Source organism: Pseudonocardia kunmingensis, from assembly GCF_006716445.1.
GTDB lineage: Bacteria > Actinomycetota > Actinomycetes > Mycobacteriales > Pseudonocardiaceae > Pseudonocardia > Pseudonocardia kunmingensis.
Genome location: NZ_VFPA01000003.1, coordinates 919442 through 937465 on the forward strand (window position 1 = coordinate 919442; position 18024 = coordinate 937465).

General features: G+C 73.2%; 16 protein-coding genes. 11 read left to right on the plus strand and 5 right to left on the minus strand.

The window, feature by feature from the left end; genetic code table 11:
* Positions 1-22 precede the first annotated feature (22 nt).
* Complete coding sequence (locus FB558_RS27245) at positions 23-1447, plus strand: GntP family permease (RefSeq protein ID WP_142058142.1); 1425 nt, start codon at positions 23-25, stop codon at positions 1445-1447.
* Here the strand turns inward: FB558_RS27245 and FB558_RS27250 are convergent.
* Positions 1431-2198, minus strand: coding sequence for a FadR/GntR family transcriptional regulator (locus FB558_RS27250; RefSeq protein ID WP_142058144.1), 768 nt, complete (start codon positions 2196-2198; stop codon positions 1431-1433). The two genes, FB558_RS27245 and FB558_RS27250, sit on opposite strands and share 17 nt — an antisense overlap.
* Positions 2199-2345: 147 nt before the next feature.
* On the opposite strand from FB558_RS27250, the gene FB558_RS27255 reads away from it, so the two are divergent.
* On the plus strand, positions 2346-3566 hold the full coding sequence (locus FB558_RS27255) for a cytochrome P450 (RefSeq protein WP_142058146.1): 1221 nt from the start codon (positions 2346-2348) through the stop codon (positions 3564-3566).
* A 3-nt stretch (positions 3567-3569) separates the two neighbouring features.
* Here FB558_RS27255 and glpK (FB558_RS27260) read toward each other — a convergent pair whose 3' ends face one another.
* Complete coding sequence (glpK, locus tag FB558_RS27260) at positions 3570-5063, minus strand: glycerol kinase GlpK (RefSeq protein WP_142058148.1); 1494 nt, start codon at positions 5061-5063, stop codon at positions 3570-3572.
* 34 nt (positions 5064-5097) lie between these two features.
* Positions 5098-5862: an IclR family transcriptional regulator gene (locus FB558_RS27265; protein WP_211366871.1), complete on the minus strand. Its 765-nt coding sequence runs from the start codon at positions 5860-5862 to the stop codon at positions 5098-5100.
* Between the two features lie 139 nt (positions 5863-6001).
* On the opposite strand from FB558_RS27265, the gene FB558_RS27270 reads away from it, so the two are divergent.
* From FB558_RS27270 to FB558_RS27285, 4 genes are all read left to right on the plus strand, one after another.
* Positions 6002-6814, plus strand: a complete 813-nt coding sequence (locus tag FB558_RS27270; protein ID WP_142058152.1) for an MIP/aquaporin family protein — start codon at positions 6002-6004, stop codon at positions 6812-6814.
* 30 nt (positions 6815-6844) lie between these two features.
* A complete protein-coding gene (gene glpK, locus FB558_RS27275; protein ID WP_142058154.1) occupies positions 6845-8362 on the plus strand; it encodes a glycerol kinase GlpK in 1518 nt (505 codons plus the stop codon).
* 40 nt (positions 8363-8402) lie between these two features.
* Positions 8403-10112, plus strand: a complete 1710-nt coding sequence (locus FB558_RS27280) for a glycerol-3-phosphate dehydrogenase/oxidase (RefSeq protein ID WP_142058156.1) — start codon at positions 8403-8405, stop codon at positions 10110-10112.
* Positions 10113-10290: 178 nt separating this feature from the next.
* A complete protein-coding gene (locus FB558_RS27285; RefSeq protein WP_142058158.1) occupies positions 10291-10809 on the plus strand; it encodes an anthrone oxygenase family protein in 519 nt (172 codons plus the stop codon).
* On the opposite strand, the gene FB558_RS27290 is transcribed toward FB558_RS27285, so the two are convergent.
* Positions 10778-11218 carry a hypothetical protein gene (locus FB558_RS27290; RefSeq protein WP_142058160.1) on the minus strand — a complete coding sequence of 147 codons (441 nt, stop codon included), beginning with the start codon at positions 11216-11218 and terminating at the stop codon, positions 10778-10780. The two genes, FB558_RS27285 and FB558_RS27290, sit on opposite strands and share 32 nt — an antisense overlap.
* 55 nt (positions 11219-11273) lie before the next feature.
* Here FB558_RS27290 and FB558_RS27295 point away from each other — a divergent pair, with 55 nt between their 5' ends.
* From FB558_RS27295 to FB558_RS44800, 5 genes are all read left to right on the plus strand, one after another.
* Positions 11274-12269 carry a threonine ammonia-lyase gene (locus tag FB558_RS27295; protein WP_246106772.1) on the plus strand — a complete coding sequence of 332 codons (996 nt, stop codon included), beginning with the start codon at positions 11274-11276 and terminating at the stop codon, positions 12267-12269.
* A gap of 48 nt (positions 12270-12317) precedes the next feature.
* Positions 12318-13376, plus strand: coding sequence for an NAD(P)-binding domain-containing protein (locus FB558_RS27300; RefSeq protein WP_342787513.1), 1059 nt, complete (start codon positions 12318-12320; stop codon positions 13374-13376).
* A gap of 48 nt (positions 13377-13424) precedes the next feature.
* Positions 13425-14003: a Uma2 family endonuclease gene (locus FB558_RS27305; RefSeq protein ID WP_142058164.1), complete on the plus strand. Its 579-nt coding sequence runs from the start codon at positions 13425-13427 to the stop codon at positions 14001-14003.
* A gap of 303 nt (positions 14004-14306) precedes the next feature.
* Complete coding sequence (locus FB558_RS27310; RefSeq protein ID WP_246106773.1) at positions 14307-15800, plus strand: DHA2 family efflux MFS transporter permease subunit; 1494 nt, start codon at positions 14307-14309, stop codon at positions 15798-15800.
* Positions 15801-16112: 312 nt separating this feature from the next.
* The gene (locus tag FB558_RS44800) at positions 16113-16439 is read left to right on the plus strand and encodes a Uma2 family endonuclease (protein ID WP_246106774.1); all 327 of its coding nucleotides are present in this window, start codon (positions 16113-16115) and stop codon (positions 16437-16439) included.
* Here the strand turns inward: FB558_RS44800 and gndA are convergent, their stop codons facing one another.
* On the minus strand, positions 16440-17888 hold the full coding sequence (gndA, locus tag FB558_RS27320; RefSeq protein ID WP_425468096.1) for an NADP-dependent phosphogluconate dehydrogenase: 1449 nt from the start codon (positions 17886-17888) through the stop codon (positions 16440-16442). It abuts the gene before it with no gap.
* Between the last annotated feature and the right edge of the window lie 136 nt (positions 17889-18024).

Consider the following 18024-nt stretch of genomic DNA (forward strand, 5'->3'; position numbering starts at 1 on the left):
AGCCGACCCCAGGAGTTCTGTCGTGGACGACGTGGTTCCCGCACTCGGGACCGTGCCACTACTGCTGATCGCCGTCGCGGCGGTGGCCCTGCTGCTGTTGCTGATCATCGTGCTGCGCCTGCACGCGTTCGTCGCGCTGGTGCTGGTCAGCGCGCTCACCGCGCTCGCGACCCGCATCCCGGTGAACGAGGTGGTCGACACCCTGTTGGACGGGTTCGGCTCGACGCTCGCCAGCGTCGCGCTGCTCGTCGGGCTCGGTGCGATGATCGGGAAGCTGCTCGAGGTCACCGGCGGCGCCGGCGTCCTCGCCGAGACCCTGATCAACCGGTTCGGGGAGAAGCGAGCCCCGCTCGCACTGGGCATCGCCTCGCTCCTCTTCGGCTTCCCGATCTTCTTCGACGCCGGGTTCGTCGTGTTCCTGCCGATCATCCTGAGCGTCGCGAAGCGGTTCGGCGGTTCGGTCCTGCTCTACGCCCTGCCCTCGGCCGGCGCGTTCGCCACCATGCACGCGTTCGTCCCGCCGCACCCCGGCCCGGTCGGGGCCGCGGGCATCCTGGAGGCCAACACCGGGCTCGTCCTCATCATGGGCCTGCTCATCGGTGTGCCGACGTGGTTCGTCGCGTCCTACCTGTTCGGGCTGTGGGCCGGGCGGCGCATCCACCTGCCCGTGCCGGACGCGTTCGGCGCCGAGGAGGACCGCGACGAGGAGACCGACCGCCCCGCGGGCGGTACCGGCGGCAGCGTCACCCGGACGACCACCGCCACGCCGAAGTTCAGCACCGTACTGGTCCTCCTGCTGCTGCCGCTGGTGTTGATCCTGCTCAACACCGGGCTCAACACCCTGGCCGTCGAGGGCATCGTGGACGGTGACGCCGGCACGGTCGCCGCGCTGCGCCTGCTCGGCCAGACCTCGATCGCGCTGCTCATCACCACGATCGTCGCGATGGTCGTGCTCGGCCGTGAGCGGTTCAGCCGGTCCGAGGTCGAGTCGATCGTCAACTCCTCCCTCGGCCCGGTCTGCGCGATCATCCTCGTCACCGGGGCGGGCGGCATGTTCGGCGGCGTGCTCCGGGCCAGCGGGATCGGCACCGCGCTCGCCGACAGCCTGAGCGCCATCGGGCTGCCGGTGATCGTCGCCGCGTTCATCATCGCGCTGTGCCTGCGGATCGCGCAGGGCTCGGCCACGGTCGCCCTGACCACCACGGCCGGGCTCATCGCCCCGGTCGTCGCGCAGAGCGGGCTGTCCTCGCTCGACCTCGCGCTCGTCGTGATCGCGATCGCGTCCGGGTCCACCGCGCTGTCCCACGTCAACGACTCGGGGTTCTGGCTCGTCGGCCGCTTCCTCGGGATGGACGAGAAGACGACCCTCAAGACCTGGACGGTCATGGTCACGCTCATCGGCGTGATCGGGTTCGCGCTCTCGTTCGTCGTCAGCCTCGTCGTCTGAGCTTCACCGGGGGCAGGGGGTCCCGGTCGGGGAGTCCCCGCCGGGACAGCACCTCGGCGACGATCCCCTGCATCGCGTCGCGGGCGGCGTCGGCGTCGCCCGCGACGACGGCCGCGGCCACTGCCCGGTGCCCCTGCAGCGCCTCCGGGCGGGGCCGCGCCGGCATGAGGCGGTTCACGGTGCGCCCGGTGAGCACCTCGGCGACGACGTCGGCGAGGGCGGCGAACATCTCGTTGCCCGAGCCGCGCAGCACCAGCCCGTGGAACGCGATGTCCTGCTCGAGGAACGTGTCGAGGTCGCCGGCCTCGCCGGAGATCGTCATCGCGGCGGCCAGGTCGGCGAGTCGCTCGCGCTGCTCGGATGTGGCGTGATGGGCGGCGGCCGCCGACGCGGGCGGCTCCACCGCGGCGCGCAGCGCGGTGAGCGAATGCAGCTGCTCCTGCCGGCCACGACCGGCCAGCCGCCAGCGGACCACCCGTGGGTCGAACACGTTCCACTGCTCGCGGGGCTGGACCCTGATGCCGACCCGGCGCCTGCCGGTGGCGAGCCCCATCGACTCCAGCACCCGCACCGCCTCCCGCGCCACCGTGCGCGAGACCTCGAAGCGGGCCTCGATCCGGTCGAGGGTGAGCACGGCGCCCGGTGGGAGGTCGCCCGCGGCGATGGCCGGACCCAGCACGTCGAGGACGCGGTCGTGCAGCGTGGTCGGCCGCCCGGCCGCCACCGCGGGATCGACCCCGAGCGCGCTCATGCGGGCAGGGTAATGGGGAAGGGGGACCGACTCGACCGGCTGCGACGGGCCCCCACGCGGGTCGGACGGGTGCCGTGACGCCATGCTTGGCACCACCGGTGCCAACTGTGCTTGACGCGGCATCATCGTGGTGCCATTCTGGCTCACATGGACGCGACGGCCGCTGGGCCCCTGCACACCCTCACCGCGATGCCGGCGGCACGTCAGGCCGGCTGCCCCTTCGACCCGCCCGCCGAACTGCTCGACGCCCGCGAGCACGGCCCGCTCAGCCGCTACCCCTTCCCCGACGGCCACCAGGGATGGCTGGTCACCGGGTACGACCTGGTCCGGGCGGTCCTGTCGGACCCGCGGTTCAGCTCGCGCAAGGAGTTCATGCTCCACCACCCGCTCATCGACTACACCGGAGCCGAGGTCCCTCCGGCGCCGCCCGGCGAGTTCCTCCTCATGGACGAGCCGCAGCACAGCCGCTACCGGAAGCCGCTGGTCGGCAGGTTCACCGTGCGGCGGATGCGACAGCTCACCGAGCGCGTCGAGCAGATCACCACCGAGCACCTGGACGCCATGGAGGAGGCCGGGCCGCCCGCGGACCTGGTGACCGCGTACGCCACGCCCATCCCCGCCATCATGATCTGCGAGCTGCTCGGCGTCCCGTACGCGGACCGGGACGCCTTCCAGGAGCAGGTCGGGTCGTTCATGAGCGGCGAGACCAGCGACGAGGACCTGATCGCGGCCTACACCGCGGTCCAGCAGTACCTCGCGGAGCTGGTGGCCGCCAAGCGCGCGCACCCCACCGACGACGTCCTCAGCGACCTCACCGACAGCGACCTCACCGACGAGGAGCTGCGGGGGATGAGCCTGATCCTGCTGGCGGCCGGGCTCGACACCACCGCGAACATGCTGGCCTTGGGCACCTTCGCGCTCCTGCGCAACCCCGCGCAGCTGGCCGCCCTGCGGGGCGATCCCGCGCTCGCGGACGGGGCCGTGGAGGAGCTGCTGCGGTACCTGAGCGTCGCCAAGACGTTCCTGCGAGTGGCGCTGGAGGACGTGGAGCTCGGCGGCCAGACCATCACGGCCGGTACCGCCGTCATCCTGTCGCTGAACACCGCCAACCGCGACCCCGAGCGCTTCTCCGACCCGCACGTGCTCGACCTCGCCCGGCGGGACGGCGGGCACCTGGCCTTCGGCCACGGCATTCACCAGTGCCTGGGCCAGCAGCTGGCCCGCGTCGAGATGCGGGTCGCGTTCCCCGCGCTCGTCAACCGCTTCCCCACGCTGCGCCTGGCCGTGCCGGCCGACGAGGTCGCCCTGCGCCCGGAGACCGCGGACATCGTCGGCGTGAAGAGCCTCCCGGTCACCTGGGACGCGTGACCCTCAGTCGGCGGGGCTCTGCACCCACCCGTAGCTGCGGTCGACGGCCCGGCCCCAGTTCTCGTGCTCGCGGCGGCGCAGGGCCTCGTCCATCCTGGGCTCCCAGGCCGCGGCGCGGTGCCAGTTGGCGCGCAGCACCTCCAGGTCGGGCCAGTGCCCGACCGCGAGGCCCGCGGCGTAGGCCGCCCCGAGCGACACCGCCTCGGAACCGAGGGGCCGCTCGACCGGCACGTCCAGGACGTCGGCGACGAACTGCATGAGCAGGTGGTTGGCGGTCATGCCGCCGTCGACCTTGAGCCGGGTGACCGGGACGCCGGAGTCGGCGTTCATCGCGTCGACGACCTCGCGGGTCTGCCAGCCGGTGGCCTCCAGCACCGCGCGGGCGAGGTGGCCCCGGTTGATGAAGGACGTGAGCCCGACCATCACGCCGCGCGCGTCGGGGTGCCAGCGCGGCGAGTACAGCCCGGAGAACGCCGGCACGATGTAGCAGCCACCGTTGTCGGCGACGGTGCTCGCGAGGGTCTCGATCTGCGCGGCCGTGCCGATCATCCCCAGCGAGTCGCGGAACCACTGCACGAGCGAGCCGGTCACCGCGATCGCGCCCTCCAGCGCGTACACCGGCGAGTCGCCGAGCACGTAACCCACGGTCGGGATGAGCCCGTGCGTCGACTCGGCGAGCTGCGGGCCGGTGTTCATCAGCAGGAAGGCGCCGGTGCCGTAGGTGCACTTGATCTCGCCGGGCGAGAAGCAGGCCTGCCCGACGAGCGCGGCCTGCTGGTCCCCGAGCGCCCCCGCCACCGGCACGCCCGGGAGCACGGTGGTGCAGGTGCCGTAGACCTCGGCGTTGGGGCGGATCTCGGGCAGCATCCGGCGCGGGACCGCCAGCACCTCGAGCAGCGCGTCCGACCACTCGAGGGTGCGGACGTCCATCAGCATCGTGCGGCTCGCGTTGGTGACGTCGGTGACGTGGCGGCCGGTCAACCGCCAGATCAGCCAGCTCTCCATGGTGCCGAACAGGACGTCGCCCGCCTCCGCGCCCTCGCGCGCGCCGGGCACGTGGTCGAGCAGCCAGCGCAGCCGTGGCCCGGCGAAGTAGGTGGCCGGCGGCAGGCCGCACACCTCCTTGATCAACGGCGCGTGCCCGTCCTCCACCAGCCGGGACACGATGCCGTCGGTGCGGGTGTCCTGCCAGGTGATCGCGCGCGCGAGCGGCACGCCCGTGTGGCGGTTCCAGATGACGGTGGTCTCGCGCTGGTTGGCGATGCCGAGCGCGACGAGGTGCTCCGGACCGAGCCCGGCGCTGCGCAGCGCGGCCGGGACGACGCGCGTGACGTTGCGCCAGATCTCCGCGGCGTCGTGCTCGACGAGCCCGGGCCGCGGGTAGTGCTGGCGGTGCTCGCGCTGGGCCACGGCGAGCATCCGCCCGGACCGGTTGAACAGCAGGCACCGGGTGGAGGTGGTGCCCTGGTCGATGGCGGCGACGACCCGCTCACTCATGCCCGCGGCCCCCGCCCTTGCAACAACGGGGTCCTCACGGGCTCGCCACCAGCGCCGCCGAGATCTCCCGCGCCGCCCCCACCAGCTGCTCGGCCAGCCACGGGCGCAGCTCGCCGCCGAGGCCGTAGAGCTCCTCGACCGGCCCGACCACCCCGAGGGCCCCGACGACGATGCCGCCGCTGGCCCGCAGCGGCGCGGCCGCGGCCCCCGTGCCGGGCTCGTACTCCCCCGTCTCGCTCGCCCAGCCCCTCCTCCGGGCCAGGGCCAGCTGCGCCTCCAGCGCGGCGACCGTGACGCAGGTGCGGCCGGTCCAGCCCTGCAGGTCCAGGTCGCGCGCCGGTGGCGTGGCGACCGGCGCGAACGCGAGCAGGCACTTGCCGAGCGCGGTGGCGTGCAGCGGCTGCTCCTCGCCGGTGCGGATCCGCTGGTGCGAACCGTCGGGCCGGAACACGTGGTGCACCAGCCGGACCGCGCCCGCCGCGGCGACGCCGAGGTGCACGGCGAGCCCGCTGCTGCCGGCGAGCGAGTCGGCCCAGTTCATGGCGCGACCGCGCAGGTCGTGCCGGTCCCAGCCGCCGCTGCCCAGCTCGCGCAGTGCGGAGCCGAGCCGGTAGCGGGCCGAGGCGAGGTCCTGGTCGACGAACCCGACGTCGCGCAGCGTGCGCACGATCCCGTGCGCGGTGGGCCGCGGCAGTCCCAACGCCGCGGCGATCTCGTTCAGCCCCAGCGGGCGGTCGACGCTGCCCAGCAGCCGAAGCATCGCCGCCGCCCGTTCGATCGACTGGATGGAGCCCGGCACGCCGTGGACTCTACGGCGTATGTGAGGTGCGTCCGACCGGCGGTTCGACAATGCCGAACGACGAGCGTTGACCACGCCGCTCCTCCTTCCTAGCGTCCGCGGTATCCGCTGCACAGCGGGGCACACAGGGAGGACTTCGATGGCGAAGAACTCGTACGTCGGGGAGCTCTGGGCCGAGTTCTTCGGCACCATGATCCTCATCTTGTTCGGCGTCGGCGTGGTGGCGCAGGTCGTCACCACACCGGACGGAAGCCTGGGCGACCACGACTCGATCGCGTGGGCCTGGGGTATCGGCGTGATCCTCGGCATCTACGTCTCGGGACGCCTGTCCGGCGGGCACATCAACCCGGCCGTGACGATCGCGTTCGCCGTGTTCCAGGGGTTCCCGTGGCGCAAGGTCGGGCCCTACATCCTCGCGCAGACCGCGGGCGCGTTCGTCGCCGCGCTGATCGTGCGCTTCACCTACGCCGACCTGATCGCCAAGGTCGACCCGCAGCACACCATCGACTCGCAGGGCATCTTCTCCACGCTGCCGGGCAACGGCGTGGACGGCGTCGGGATCCCCACCGCGTTCCTCGACCAGATCGTCGGCACGGCGATCCTGCTCTTCGTCGTCTGCGCCCTCGTCCACGTGCGCAACAACCCGCCGCTGTCGAACCTGGCGCCGGTGGTGATCGGCCTGCTCGTCGTCGGCATCGGCATGGCCTGGGGCGCGAACGCGGGCTACGCGATCAACCCGGCCCGCGACTTCGGGCCGCGGCTCGCGTCGTTCATCACCGGCTACGAGACCGCGTGGCTGGACCAGAACGGCGTCGTCTACTTCTGGCTACCCATCGTCGCGCCGATCATCGGCGGCCTGATCGGCACCGCCCTGTTCAAGTACCTCATCGCCCCCTACCTCCCCGCGGACGAGACGGCACCCCAGCCCGTCGGCCGCGACATCCCCCAGTAGATCCGCCAACAGACGTCGAGGGAGACATCCGTGGCCGAGTTCGTCGGTGCCATCGACCAGGGCACGACCAGTACCCGATTCATGATCTTCGACCACTCCGGCAACGAGGTGGGCCGCCACCAGCTGGAGCACGAGCAGATCCTCCCGCAGGCCGGCTGGGTGGAGCACAACCCGGTCGAGATCTGGGAGCGCACCACGTCGGTGGTCCAGAGCGCGCTCAACCGCACGAACCTCTCGGCATCCGACCTGTGCGCGCTGGGCATCACCAACCAGCGCGAGACCACCGTGGTGTGGGACCGCAGGACCGGGCGCCCGCTCTACAACGCCATCGTCTGGCAGGACACCCGCACCGACCGCATCGCCTCGGCGCTGGAGCGCGAGGGCAAGGGCGACGTCATCCGCCGCAAGGCCGGCCTGCCCCCGGCCACCTACTTCTCCGGCGGCAAGATCCAGTGGATCCTCGAGAACGTCGACGGGGCCCGCGAGGCGGCCGAGCGCGGTGACGCGATCTTCGGCAACACCGACACGTGGCTGCTGTGGAACCTCACCGGCGGCCGGGACGGCGGCGTGCACGTCACCGACCCGACCAACGCCAGCCGCACGATGCTGATGGACCTCGAGACCCTCGACTGGGACGACGAGCTGCTGGGCTTCTTCGGCATCCCGCGCTCGATGCTGCCCGAGATCCAGCCCAGCTCGAACCCGGCCGGCTACGGCACCACGCGCAGCAGCGGTCCGCTGGGGGGCGAGCTGCTGATCACCGGCGACCTCGGCGACCAGCAGGCCGCCACCGTCGGGCAGGTGTGCTTCGCCCCCGGCGAGGCGAAGAACACCTACGGCACCGGCAACTTCATGCTGCTCAACACCGGCACCGAGCTGGTGCGCTCGAACGCCGGGCTGCTGTCCACCGTCTGCTACAAGTTCGGCGACGAGCCGGTGGTGTACGCGCTGGAAGGCTCGATCGCGGTCACCGGCTCGGCGGTGCAGTGGCTGCGCGACCAGCTGGGGATCATCTCCGGCGCCGCGCAGAGCGAGTCGCTGGCCCGCCAGGTGGAGGACAACGGCGGCGTCTACTTCGTGCCGGCGTTCTCCGGGCTCTTCGCCCCGTACTGGCGCTCGGACGCCCGCGGCGCGATCGTCGGGCTCTCGCGCTACAACACCAACGCCCACCTGGCCCGGGCCACGCTCGAGGCGATCTGCTACCAGAGCCGCGACGTCGCCGAGGCCATGGAGTCCGACTCCGGTGTGGCGCTGGACGTGCTCCGGGTCGACGGCGGTGTCACGGAGAACGAGCTCTGCATGCAGATCCAGGCCGACGTGCTCGGGGTGCCGGTGAGCCGGCCCGTCGTCGCGGAGACCACGGCGCTCGGCGCGGCGTACGCGGCCGGGCTCGCGGTCGGGTTCTGGAAGAACACCGACGAGCTGCGCACGAACTGGAACGAGTCGAAGCGCTGGGAGCCGCAGTGGAGTGACGAGCAGCGCACGACCGGGTACGAGCGCTGGAAGAAGGCCGTGACCAGGACGTTGGACTGGGTAGACGTCGACTGAGGCCCGAAGTCCCGACGTCGTTTCGAAGGAAGGAACCACCATGAGATCGGTCGCGCTCTCCCCCGAGGCCCGTGAGGCCGCATTGGAGGCCATGGGCTCGACCGAACTCGACGTGCTGGTCGTCGGGGGCGGGGTCGTGGGCAGCGGAGCCGCCCTCGACGCCGCCACCCGCGGCCTCACCGTCGGGCTCGTCGAGGCCCGCGACTTCGCCTCCGGCACCTCGAGCCGCTCCAGCAAGCTGATCCACGGCGGCCTGCGCTACCTGGAGATGCTGGACTTCCGGCTCGTCGCCGAGGCCCTCCAGGAGCGCGGCCTGCTGATCCAGACCCTCGCGCCGCACCTGGTGAAGCCGGTGCCGTTCCTCTACCCGCTCACCCACCGCTGGTGGGAGCGGTTCTACGCGGGCACCGGACTCGCCCTCTACGACACGCTGGGCCTGCTCTCCGGGCGGTCCCGCGGGGTGCCGGCGCACCGGCACCTCTCCCGCAGGGGCGCCCGCAGGGTCGTGCCGTCGCTGCGCAAGGACGCCCTGGTCGGAGCGCTGCTCTACTTCGACGCGCAGGTCGACGACGCCCGGCACACGATGTTCATCGCGCGCACGGCCGCCGCCTACGGCGCCCACGTGGCGTCCCGGGCGCGGGTCGTCGGGCTGCTGCGCGAGGGCGAGCGGGTCACCGGGGCGCAGGTCCACGACCTCGAGTCCGGGCGGACGTTCGACGTCCGCGCGCGCCAGGTCATCAACGCCACCGGCGTGTGGACCGACGAGACCCAGGGCCTGGTCGGCGAGCGCGGCCAGTTCCACGTCCGGGCGAGCAAGGGGATCCACCTGGTCGTCCCGCGCGACCGGATCCGCGGGGACGCCGGGATGATCCTGCGCACCGAGAAGTCGGTGCTGTTCGTCATCCCGTGGGGCCGGCACTGGATCATCGGCACCACCGACACCGACTGGAAGCTGGGGCTCGCCCACCCGGCGGCCAGCGCGGCCGACATCGAGTACCTGCTCGACCACGTCAACCAGGTCCTCGAGCAGCCGCTCACCCACGAGGACGTCGAGGGCGTCTACGCCGGGCTGCGGCCCCTGCTGTCGGGCGAGTCGGAGTCGACCTCCAAGCTCTCGCGCGAGCACGCCGTGGCGCACACCGTGCCGGGCCTGGTGGTCGTGGCCGGTGGGAAGTACACGACGTACCGGGTGATGGCCAAGGACGCCGTGGACGCCGCGGTGCACGGCCTGCACATCAAGGTGCCGCCCTCGGTCACGGAGAACGTGCCGCTGCTCGGCGCGGAGGGCTTCGAGGCGCTGAAGAACTCCGCACCGCTGCTCGCCGACCGCTACGGCCTGCACGAGCAGCGCATCCTCAACCTGCTGGGCCGTTACGGGTCGCTGATCCACGAGGTGCTGGCGCTGGTCGTCGAGGACCCGGGTCTCGGCGAGCCGCTGACGGGCGCGCCGGACCACCTGCGCGCCGAGGTCGTCTACGCCGCCTCCCACGAGGGCGCGCGGCACCTCGACGACGTCCTCGCCCGCCGCACCCGCATCTCGATCGAGACGTTCGACCGGGGTATCGGCGCCGTGGAGGAGGTCGCGCGCCTGGTCGCGCCGGTGCTGGGCTGGAGCGACGAGCAGGTCGAGCGGGAGGTGGAGCACTACCGCAAGCGCGTGGAGGCCGAGCGGGAGAGCCAGAAGATGCCCGACGACGAGACCGCCGACTCCGCCCGGATGGGCGCCCCGGAGGTCGTGCCCGTGGTCTGACCCCCACCCGCGAGTCTCCCGTCCCGACAGCGCGAGTCTCCCGTTCGGACAGGGCGAAAGTCGCGTTCCGACACGCCGTGGGACGTACTCGGGCCGCGCTCGAGTACGTCGAGACGCGCACACTCCTCGAGCGGGCGGACGGATCCGCGCGCCGCGCGCGGCTCCTAGCGTCCCGGGCATGCTCACGCATCGGGTCGCGCTCACGGTGTCGACGGTCTACGCCTGGATCGCGGTGGTCGGGTTCGGCGGCATCCTCGTCGAGACCGTCGTCATCTACCCCAACGTCTTCCACGACGCCCCGGCATCGCTCGTGGAGTCGATGGAGTTCTTCGTCGTGACCGGCCCCGCCGACCTGTTCCCGCCACTGGGCGCGCTCACGGTGGCCGCCGCCGTCGCCACGCTGGTGCTGGTGCGGCGGCACCGCGCCGCCCGGTGGTGGATCGCGGCGAGCCTCGCGTCCCTGGTGCTCGGCGAGTTCCTGTTCTCCGCGCTCTACTTCTGGCCGCGCAACGACATCATGTTCTCCGAGGGGCCGGCGGTGCACTCCGTCGAGTTCCTCCGCCGGACCGCTGTCGAGTTCGAGACCGGCCACCGGCTGCGCCTGGCGATGAGCGGCGTGACCGCGGGTCTCGCGTTCACCGGCCTGCTCCGGTTACACCGGGAGCTCAGTCCTCGTCCCACACCGCCAGCAGGCTGACCAGCACGAAGACCGCCACCTCGCGCGGGAGGCCGGGCAGGTCGGCCTCCGCCTCGCCGAACCAGGCGCTGGTGCGCCGCACCGCCCCGACCGGCTCGCCGTCGCGCACCAGCACCTGGTCGCGGCGGAACGGCGAGGGGCGCTCGAAGGTGTGGGTCACCCCGCCGGTCTCGAGCGTCCAGGCCAGCCGGCCCACGCCGTCGGCGAGCGCCACGAGGGCGCCGGTCTCGTCGCGCAGGCGGTACCGCCGGCCCGTCCAGCCGCCGCGGGCCACGTCGTAGCGGTGCCCGTCCAGCTCGAAGGTCCCCCCACCGATGAACGCCGACGGCTTCCACGTGCAGACCGGCGCGTCGTCGCACGTGATGTCGTACCGGGTGCTCAGCAGCCCGGTCCGCGATGCCCTCAGCACCCGATCAGCCCACCACCCCGCCGGGCCGACCGCCAGAGGGGGTTAGCGTGGTGTGGTGCCGGACCTGATCTCCCTCGACCACATCGCCGCGGCGGCCGACCGCATCGCCGGCCACGTGCTGCACACCCCGACCGTGCCCAGTCCCGGCCTCGGCGCGCACCTCGGCGTGCCCGTGACCTGCAAGCTGGAACTGCTGCAGCGCACCGGCTCGTTCAAGCCGCGCGGCGCGGTGCACAAGCTGCTCGGCCTCACCGACGCCGAGCGCGCGGCGGGCGTGGTGGGTGTCAGCGGCGGCAACCACGGCGTCGCGCTCGCCGACGCCGCGAGCACCCTGGGTGTCGCCGCCACGATCGTCATGCCCGAGGCCGCGCCGCAGCGGTCGGTCGCGGCCGCCCGGGCGGCGGGTGCCGAGGTGCGGCTCACCCCGGACATGGCCGGTGCCTTCGCCCTGCTCGACGAGCTGGTGGCCGCCGGCCGCACGCTCGTGCACCCGTTCGACGACCCGGTCGTGATCGCCGGGCAGGGCACGGTCGGGCTGGAGCTGGCCGCCGACGCCCCCGACGTCACCGACGTGCTGGTCAGCATCGGCGGCGGCGGGCTGATCGCGGGTGTCGCCGCGGCCGTGCGCGCCTGCCGCCCGGACGTGCGCGTGTGGGGCGTCGAGACCGAGGGCGCCGACGCGATGTCGCGGGCGCTCGCCGCGGGTGCGCCGGTGCCGACCACCCCGAGCTCGATCGTCACGACGCTCAGCGCCCCACGGGTCTCCGAGCTCACCCTCGCGCACGTCGCCGAGCTGGTGGAGGACGTCATCGTCGTCCCCGACGGCGACGCCGTGCGCGGCAGCCTCACCCTCGCCGAGGAGGCGAAGGTGTGGGCCGAGCCCGCCGCGGGCTGCCTCGTGCCTGCCGCGCACCAGGTCCTCGATCGCGTCGGACCGGACGCGCGGCTCGGGCTGGTGCTGTGCGGCGGGAACGTGACCGCCACCGACGTCGCGGGGTGGGTCCAGCGGTTCGCGGCGACGCCGTTCCCGGCGCGGGTGCCGGTGGGCTGACCCCGCGCCGGCGGGACTGCCCGACCGCCTGCCCGCGTTGTGCCTGGCGTGGAGACGCGGGTCGTGGTGATCGGGGCCGGGCAGGCGGGGCTGTCGGCCGGGTACGGGCTGCGCCGGGCCGGGCTCGCGCCGGGTCCCGGGTTCGTCGTGCTCGACGGCGAGGACGGGCCCGGCGGCGCGTGGCGGCACCGCTGGCGGACGCTGCGCGTCGACCGCGCCCACCGCATCGCGAGCCTTCCCGGGCTGCCGTTCGAGCCCGCCGACACCACGCGGCCCGCCGCGGAGATCGTCCCGGCGTACTTCGACGCCTACGAGCGGGTGTTCGACCTGCAGGTGCGCCGCCCCGTCCGCGTGACCACCGTCCGCTCGGACGGGCCCGACCTGCTGGTCGACACCGACGCCGGCACCTGGCGCGCCCGCGCCCTGATCAACGCCACCGGCACGTGGACCCACCCGTTCCGCCCTCGCTACCCCGGCGCGGCCTCCTTCCGCGGACGGCAGCTGCACACGGCCGACTACACCGGCCCGGAGGAGTTCGCCGGGAAACGGGTGGTCGTCGTCGGCGGTGGGACGTCCGCGGTGCAGCTGCTGATGGAGATCGCCCCCTCCGCGGCCGGGACGACCTGGGTCACGCGCCGGCCGCCGGAGTTCCACGAGGAGCCCTTCGACGACGAGTGGGGCCGCGCGGTCGTCGCCCGCGTCGAGGAGCGGGTGCGGGCCGGGCTGCCGCCGCAGAGCGTCGTGAGCGCCACGGGGCTCGCGCTCACCCCCGAGGTGCGGGCGGCGCAGGCCGCAGGTGTGCTGGACCGGAGGCCGATGTTCGCGCGGATCACCCCGGACGGCGTGGAGTGGGCCGACGGCAGCTCCACCCCCGCCGACGTGATCCTCTGGGCCACCGGCTGGCGGCCGGCGCTCGGTCACCTCACCCCGCTGCGGCTGCGCGGCCCCGGCGGCGGCGTCGCGCTGGAGGGCACCCGGGTGCGCTCCGACCCCCGCATCCACCTGGTCGGCTACGGCCCGAGCGCCAGCACGATCGGTGCGAACCGGGCGGGGCGGGCGGCGGCCCGGGAGGTGCTGGCGCTGCTGCGGGAACCGGCCGCGGCGTGACCCGCCGTTCTGCCCGGAACCGTCGGTGTCGCGTGCCACACTGAGCCCATGACGGCATTGCCCCTCGAGCGCCCCCGTTTGCTCACGGTCGCCGAGTTCGCCGCGCTGCCCGAAGCCACGGACGGGCGGTACGAGCTCCAGGAGGGCAGGGTCGTGATGTCGCCGAGCCCGATGCCGGAGCACCAGCTGTGCCTTCAGGAGCTGCAGTACCAGCTCCGCGATCAACTGCCTGGTCACCTCCGCACCGTCCCCGAGGTCGACGTCGACCTCGGGCTGGTGCCGGCGGAACGGCCCGGTTTCGTGCGCATCCCGGACCTCGTCGTCGTCACGCGCTCCGGCCTGCAGCGGCGCCGCCACGAGGGCGGGCTCCTGCGGGCCGACGAAGTCGTGCTGGCCGTCGAGATCCTCTCCGACGGCTCGCGGCGCACCGACCGCACCATCAAGCACGACGAGTACGCCGACGCCGGAATCCCCCACTACTGGATCCTCGACATCGACGACCGCCCCGCGCTCACCGCCTGCCACCGCGCCGGCGAGTTCGGCTACGCGGACGCGCCGGCCGTCACCGGGGTGTTCACCACGGACGCGCCCTTCCCGGTGCGGCTGGACCTCGACCGGCTGGCCTGAGTCCGGCGCCTCTCGCCGGTACTGCGCCCGCAGGGGTGATCGTTCCCACTCGTGCCGCAGCGCGGCCGCGGCCCCAATCTCGTGCGACTCGCACCGATCAACTGCCGGTGATCGTTCTCAGCCGCACCTGGCGGTCGTCCGCACCGCTGTGACGTGCGGTTCGGAACGATCACGGCTGCCGGGGCCGGGCCGGCCGGCACCGTCGGGGGTGCGTGCCAGACTCGCGTCCATGACCGCGCACTCCCGGCTCCCGGCCGGGATGATCCACGAGCGCCCGGTGCGGGACCGGGCGAGGATCTCGTGGTGACCACCGGAGCACGAGCGGCGGCGCCCGTCGGCGCGTGGCCGGCGCTCTGGGCGTTGGTCCTGGGCTTCTTCATGATCCTCGTGGACGCCACGATCGTGCAGGTCGCCACGCCCGCGCTGATGCGGGAGCTGGGCGCCGACGTCAACGCGGTCATCTGGGTCACCAGCGCCTACCTGCTGGCCTACGCCGTGCCGCTGCTGATCACGGGCCGGCTGGGCGACCGGTTCGGGCCCAAGCACGTCTACCTCGCCGGACTCGCCGTGTTCACCGTCGCGTCCCTGTGGTGCGGGCTCACCGGCACCGTCACCCAGCTCGTCGTGGCCCGGGTGTTCCAGGGCCTGGGCGCCGCGCTGATGACCCCGCAGACGATGGCCGTGATCACCCGCATGTTCCCCGCCGACCAGCGGGGCCGGGCGATGAGCCTCTGGGGCGCCGTCGCGGGCGTGGCCACCCTGGTCGGCCCGGTCCTGGGCGGCGTGCTCGTCGACACGCTCGGGTGGGAGTGGATCTTCTTCGTCAACGTGCCCGTCGGCGTGGTCGGGTTCGTGCTGGCCCTGCGGCTGGTCCCCGCCCTGCCCACGCACGTGCACCGGTTCGACCTGCTCGGCGTGCTGCTCTCCGCCGTGGGCATGTTCCTGCTGGTGTTCGGCATCCAGGAGGGGCAGACGTTCGAGTGGGGCCCGATCGTCGGGCCCGTCCCGGTGTGGGCGCTCATCGTCGCGGGTGTCGTCGTGCTCGCCCTGTTCGTGCTGTGGCAGGCGCGCAACCGCGACGAGCCGCTCGTGCCGCTCACGCTGTTCCGCGAGCGCAACTTCTCACTCGCCGCCGTCGCGATCGCCACCGTCGGCCTGTCGGTCACCTCGCTCGGGTTCCCGCTGATGCTCTACGCCCAGGACGTGCGCGGGCTCGGCCCCACCGGGGCGGCGCTGCTGCTCGCGCCGTCGGCCGTGTTGTCCGGCGTGCTCGCGCCCTACGTCGGGCGCCTGGCCGACCGCGCCGACCCGCGGTGGATCGCGGGCACCGGCATGGTCCTCATGCCGGTCTCGCTGCTGTGGCTCGCCGCGGTGCTGCGGCCTGACACACCGGTGTGGTGGCTGCTGCTGCCGATCGCGCTGAACGGCGTGGCCAACCCGTTCCTGTGGGCCCCGATCGGCAGCACCGCCACCCGCAACCTGCCGATGGCCCAGGCCGGAGCGGGCAGCGGCGTCTACAACACGACGCGCCAGGTCGGCGCGGTGCTCGGCAGCGCGGGCATCGCCGCGATCATGCAGATGCGGCTCGCCGCGCTCGCGCCGGGCGCCGCCGAGCACGCGGACTCCGGCACCGGCCCGCTGCCGCCGGAGCTGCACGCGGGCTACAGCGCCGCGATGGCGCAGTCGCTCCTGCTGCCCGCCGCGGCGCTGCTGATCGGGCTGGCCGCCGTGCTGTGCTTCGCCGCACCCGCCCGCCTGCGCACGCCGTCGCCGCCACCGGCGGTGGGCGGCGACTGACCGGTCACGGCCGGCTCCGCTCGCCCCGGGGCCGTCGGTGTCGCGTGCCACACTTGCCGCGATGACCGCCCTGCCCGTGCCGCCTGGGCCGCTGCCGATGACGGCCGACCGGTACGCCGCGCTGCCCGAGGACGCGGAGGCCCGCGAGCTGCAGGAAGGCGCGCTGGTGATGCAGGCGCGACCGCCGCTGAGCCACCAGGACTGCCTCGGCGAGCTCTTCATGCAGCTCCGGCCGCTGGCACCCCGGGACCTCAAGGTCCTGCCGCAGGTGGACGTCGACCTGCAGCTGGCCCGCCCGGCCACCCGGGCACGGTGCGGGCGCCGGACCTGGTGGTCGTCACCCGGGCGTCGTTCGACCGGGTGCGGATCGAGGGCGGCCTGCTGTGCGCCGCCGACGTCGTGCTCGCCGTCGAGATCCTCTCCGCCGGGTCGCGGCGCACCGACAGCGTGGTCAAGCACGGCGAGTACGCCGACGCCGGGATCGGCCACTACTGGATGGTCGACCTGCTCGGCGGCCCGAGCCTGACGGCCTGCCACCTCGCCGGGGAGTTCGGCTACGCCGACGCCGGACCGGTCACGGGCACCTTCGCGAGCGAGGTCCCGTTCCCGGTCCGGGTCGATCTCACGGCGCTGGGCTGATCAGCCGTCCGTGCGCACCTCGGTGCCGTCCTGCGCCCACCGGGTGTGGAACACCCCGTCGGTGTCGGTGCGCCGGTAGGTGTGCGCGCCGAAGAAGTCGCGCAGGCCCTGGATGAGGTTCGCCGGGCCGCGTTCGCGCCGGTAGCCGTCGTAGTAGGACAGCGAGCTCGCGAACGCCGGGATCGCCACACCCTGCTCCGTGGCGGTCACCACCACGCGCCGCCACGCGTCCTGCGCGTTCGCCACGGCCTCGGTGAAGTACGGGACCATCAGCAGGTTCTCGATGTCGCCGTGCTCGGCGTAGGCGTCGCGGATGCGGTTGAGGAACTGCGCGCGGATGATGCAGCCGCCCCGCCAGATCGTGGCCATCGCGCCGAGGTCGAGATCCCAGTCGTTGGCCTTCGACGCGGCCCGCATCTGCGCGAAGCCCTGCGCGTACGCCACGACCTTGCTCGCGTAGAGGGCCTGGCGGATGTCCTCGACGAGGTCGCCCCGGTCCTCCCCCGCACCCGGCGTCGGCCCGCCGAGGGTGGTGGACGCGGCCTTCCGCTCGTCGCGCAGCGCCGACAGCCCGCGGGCGAAGACCGCCTCGGTGATGCCGGTGAGCGGGACGCCGAGGCCGAGCGCGTCGACGGCCGTCCAGGTGCCGGTGCCCTTCTGCTGGGCCTCGTCGACGATCACGTCGACCAGCGGCCCGCCGGTCCTCTCGTCGGTCTTCTGCAGGACCTTCGCGGTGATCTCGATGAGGAAGCTCTCCAGGTCGCCGGAGTTCCACTCCTCGAAGATCTTGCCGATGGCCGGGGCGTCCATGCCGGCCACGTGGGTGAGCAGGTCGTAGGCCTCGGCGATGAGCTGGATGTCGGCGTACTCGATGCCGTTGTGGACCATCTTCACGTAGTGGCCCGCGCCGTCCGGCCCGACGTGCACGCAGCAGGGGGTGCCGTCGACGTTCGCCGCGATGCCGGTGAGGATCTCCTCGACCTCGGCGTAGGCGTCCCTGTCGCCGCCGGGCATGATGCTCGGCCCGAGCAGCGCGCCCTCCTCGCCGCCGGACACGCCGACGCCCATGAACCGCAGGCCCCGCGCGGCGCACTCCTCGGTGCGGCGCTTGGTGTCCGGGAAGTGCGAGTTGCCGGCGTCGATGATGATGTCGCCCTCGTCGAGCAGCGGCGCGAGCTCCTCGATCACGCCGTCGACCGGGGCGCCGGCCTTGACCATGACGACGATCCGCCGCGGCCGCTCGAGCGCCTCCACGAAGCCCTCGATGCTCTCGGCGGCCGTGAACGCGCCCTCGGAGCCGTAGGCCTGCATGAACTCGCGCGTGCGGGCCGCCGTGCGGTTGTGCACGGCGACCGGGGTGCCGCGCCGGGCGATGTTGCGGGCCAGGTTGGCCCCCATCACGGCCAGCCCGGTCACGCCGATACGGCTCTTGCCGTCTGCCACGGTGATCGTTCTCCCTCGTCGGTGGGGCGCTCCGTCGGGCGCACGCTACCGCCAACCCCCACCCTCCCCCGCGTGTTCCGGGTCCCCCGAAGCACGTTGGAGCCTTACTGCTGTTCTGAGCGCCAGAAATCAGCAGTACGGC

Coding starts and splice junctions, on each gene's coding strand:
- glpK (WP_142058148.1), bottom strand. CDS start 5,063: ATGAGTGAGCGGGTCGTCGCCGCCATCGACCAGGGCACCACCTCCACC.
- FB558_RS27280 (WP_142058156.1), top strand. CDS start 8,403: ATGAGATCGGTCGCGCTCTCCCCCGAGGCCCGTGAGGCCGCATTGGAG.
- FB558_RS27305 (WP_142058164.1), top strand. CDS start 13,425: ATGACGGCATTGCCCCTCGAGCGCCCCCGTTTGCTCACGGTCGCCGAG.
- FB558_RS27285 (WP_142058158.1), top strand. CDS start 10,291: ATGCTCACGCATCGGGTCGCGCTCACGGTGTCGACGGTCTACGCCTGG.
- FB558_RS27270 (WP_142058152.1), top strand. CDS start 6,002: ATGGCGAAGAACTCGTACGTCGGGGAGCTCTGGGCCGAGTTCTTCGGC.
- FB558_RS27255 (WP_142058146.1), top strand. CDS start 2,346: ATGGACGCGACGGCCGCTGGGCCCCTGCACACCCTCACCGCGATGCCG.
- FB558_RS27250 (WP_142058144.1), bottom strand. CDS start 2,198: ATGAGCGCGCTCGGGGTCGATCCCGCGGTGGCGGCCGGGCGGCCGACC.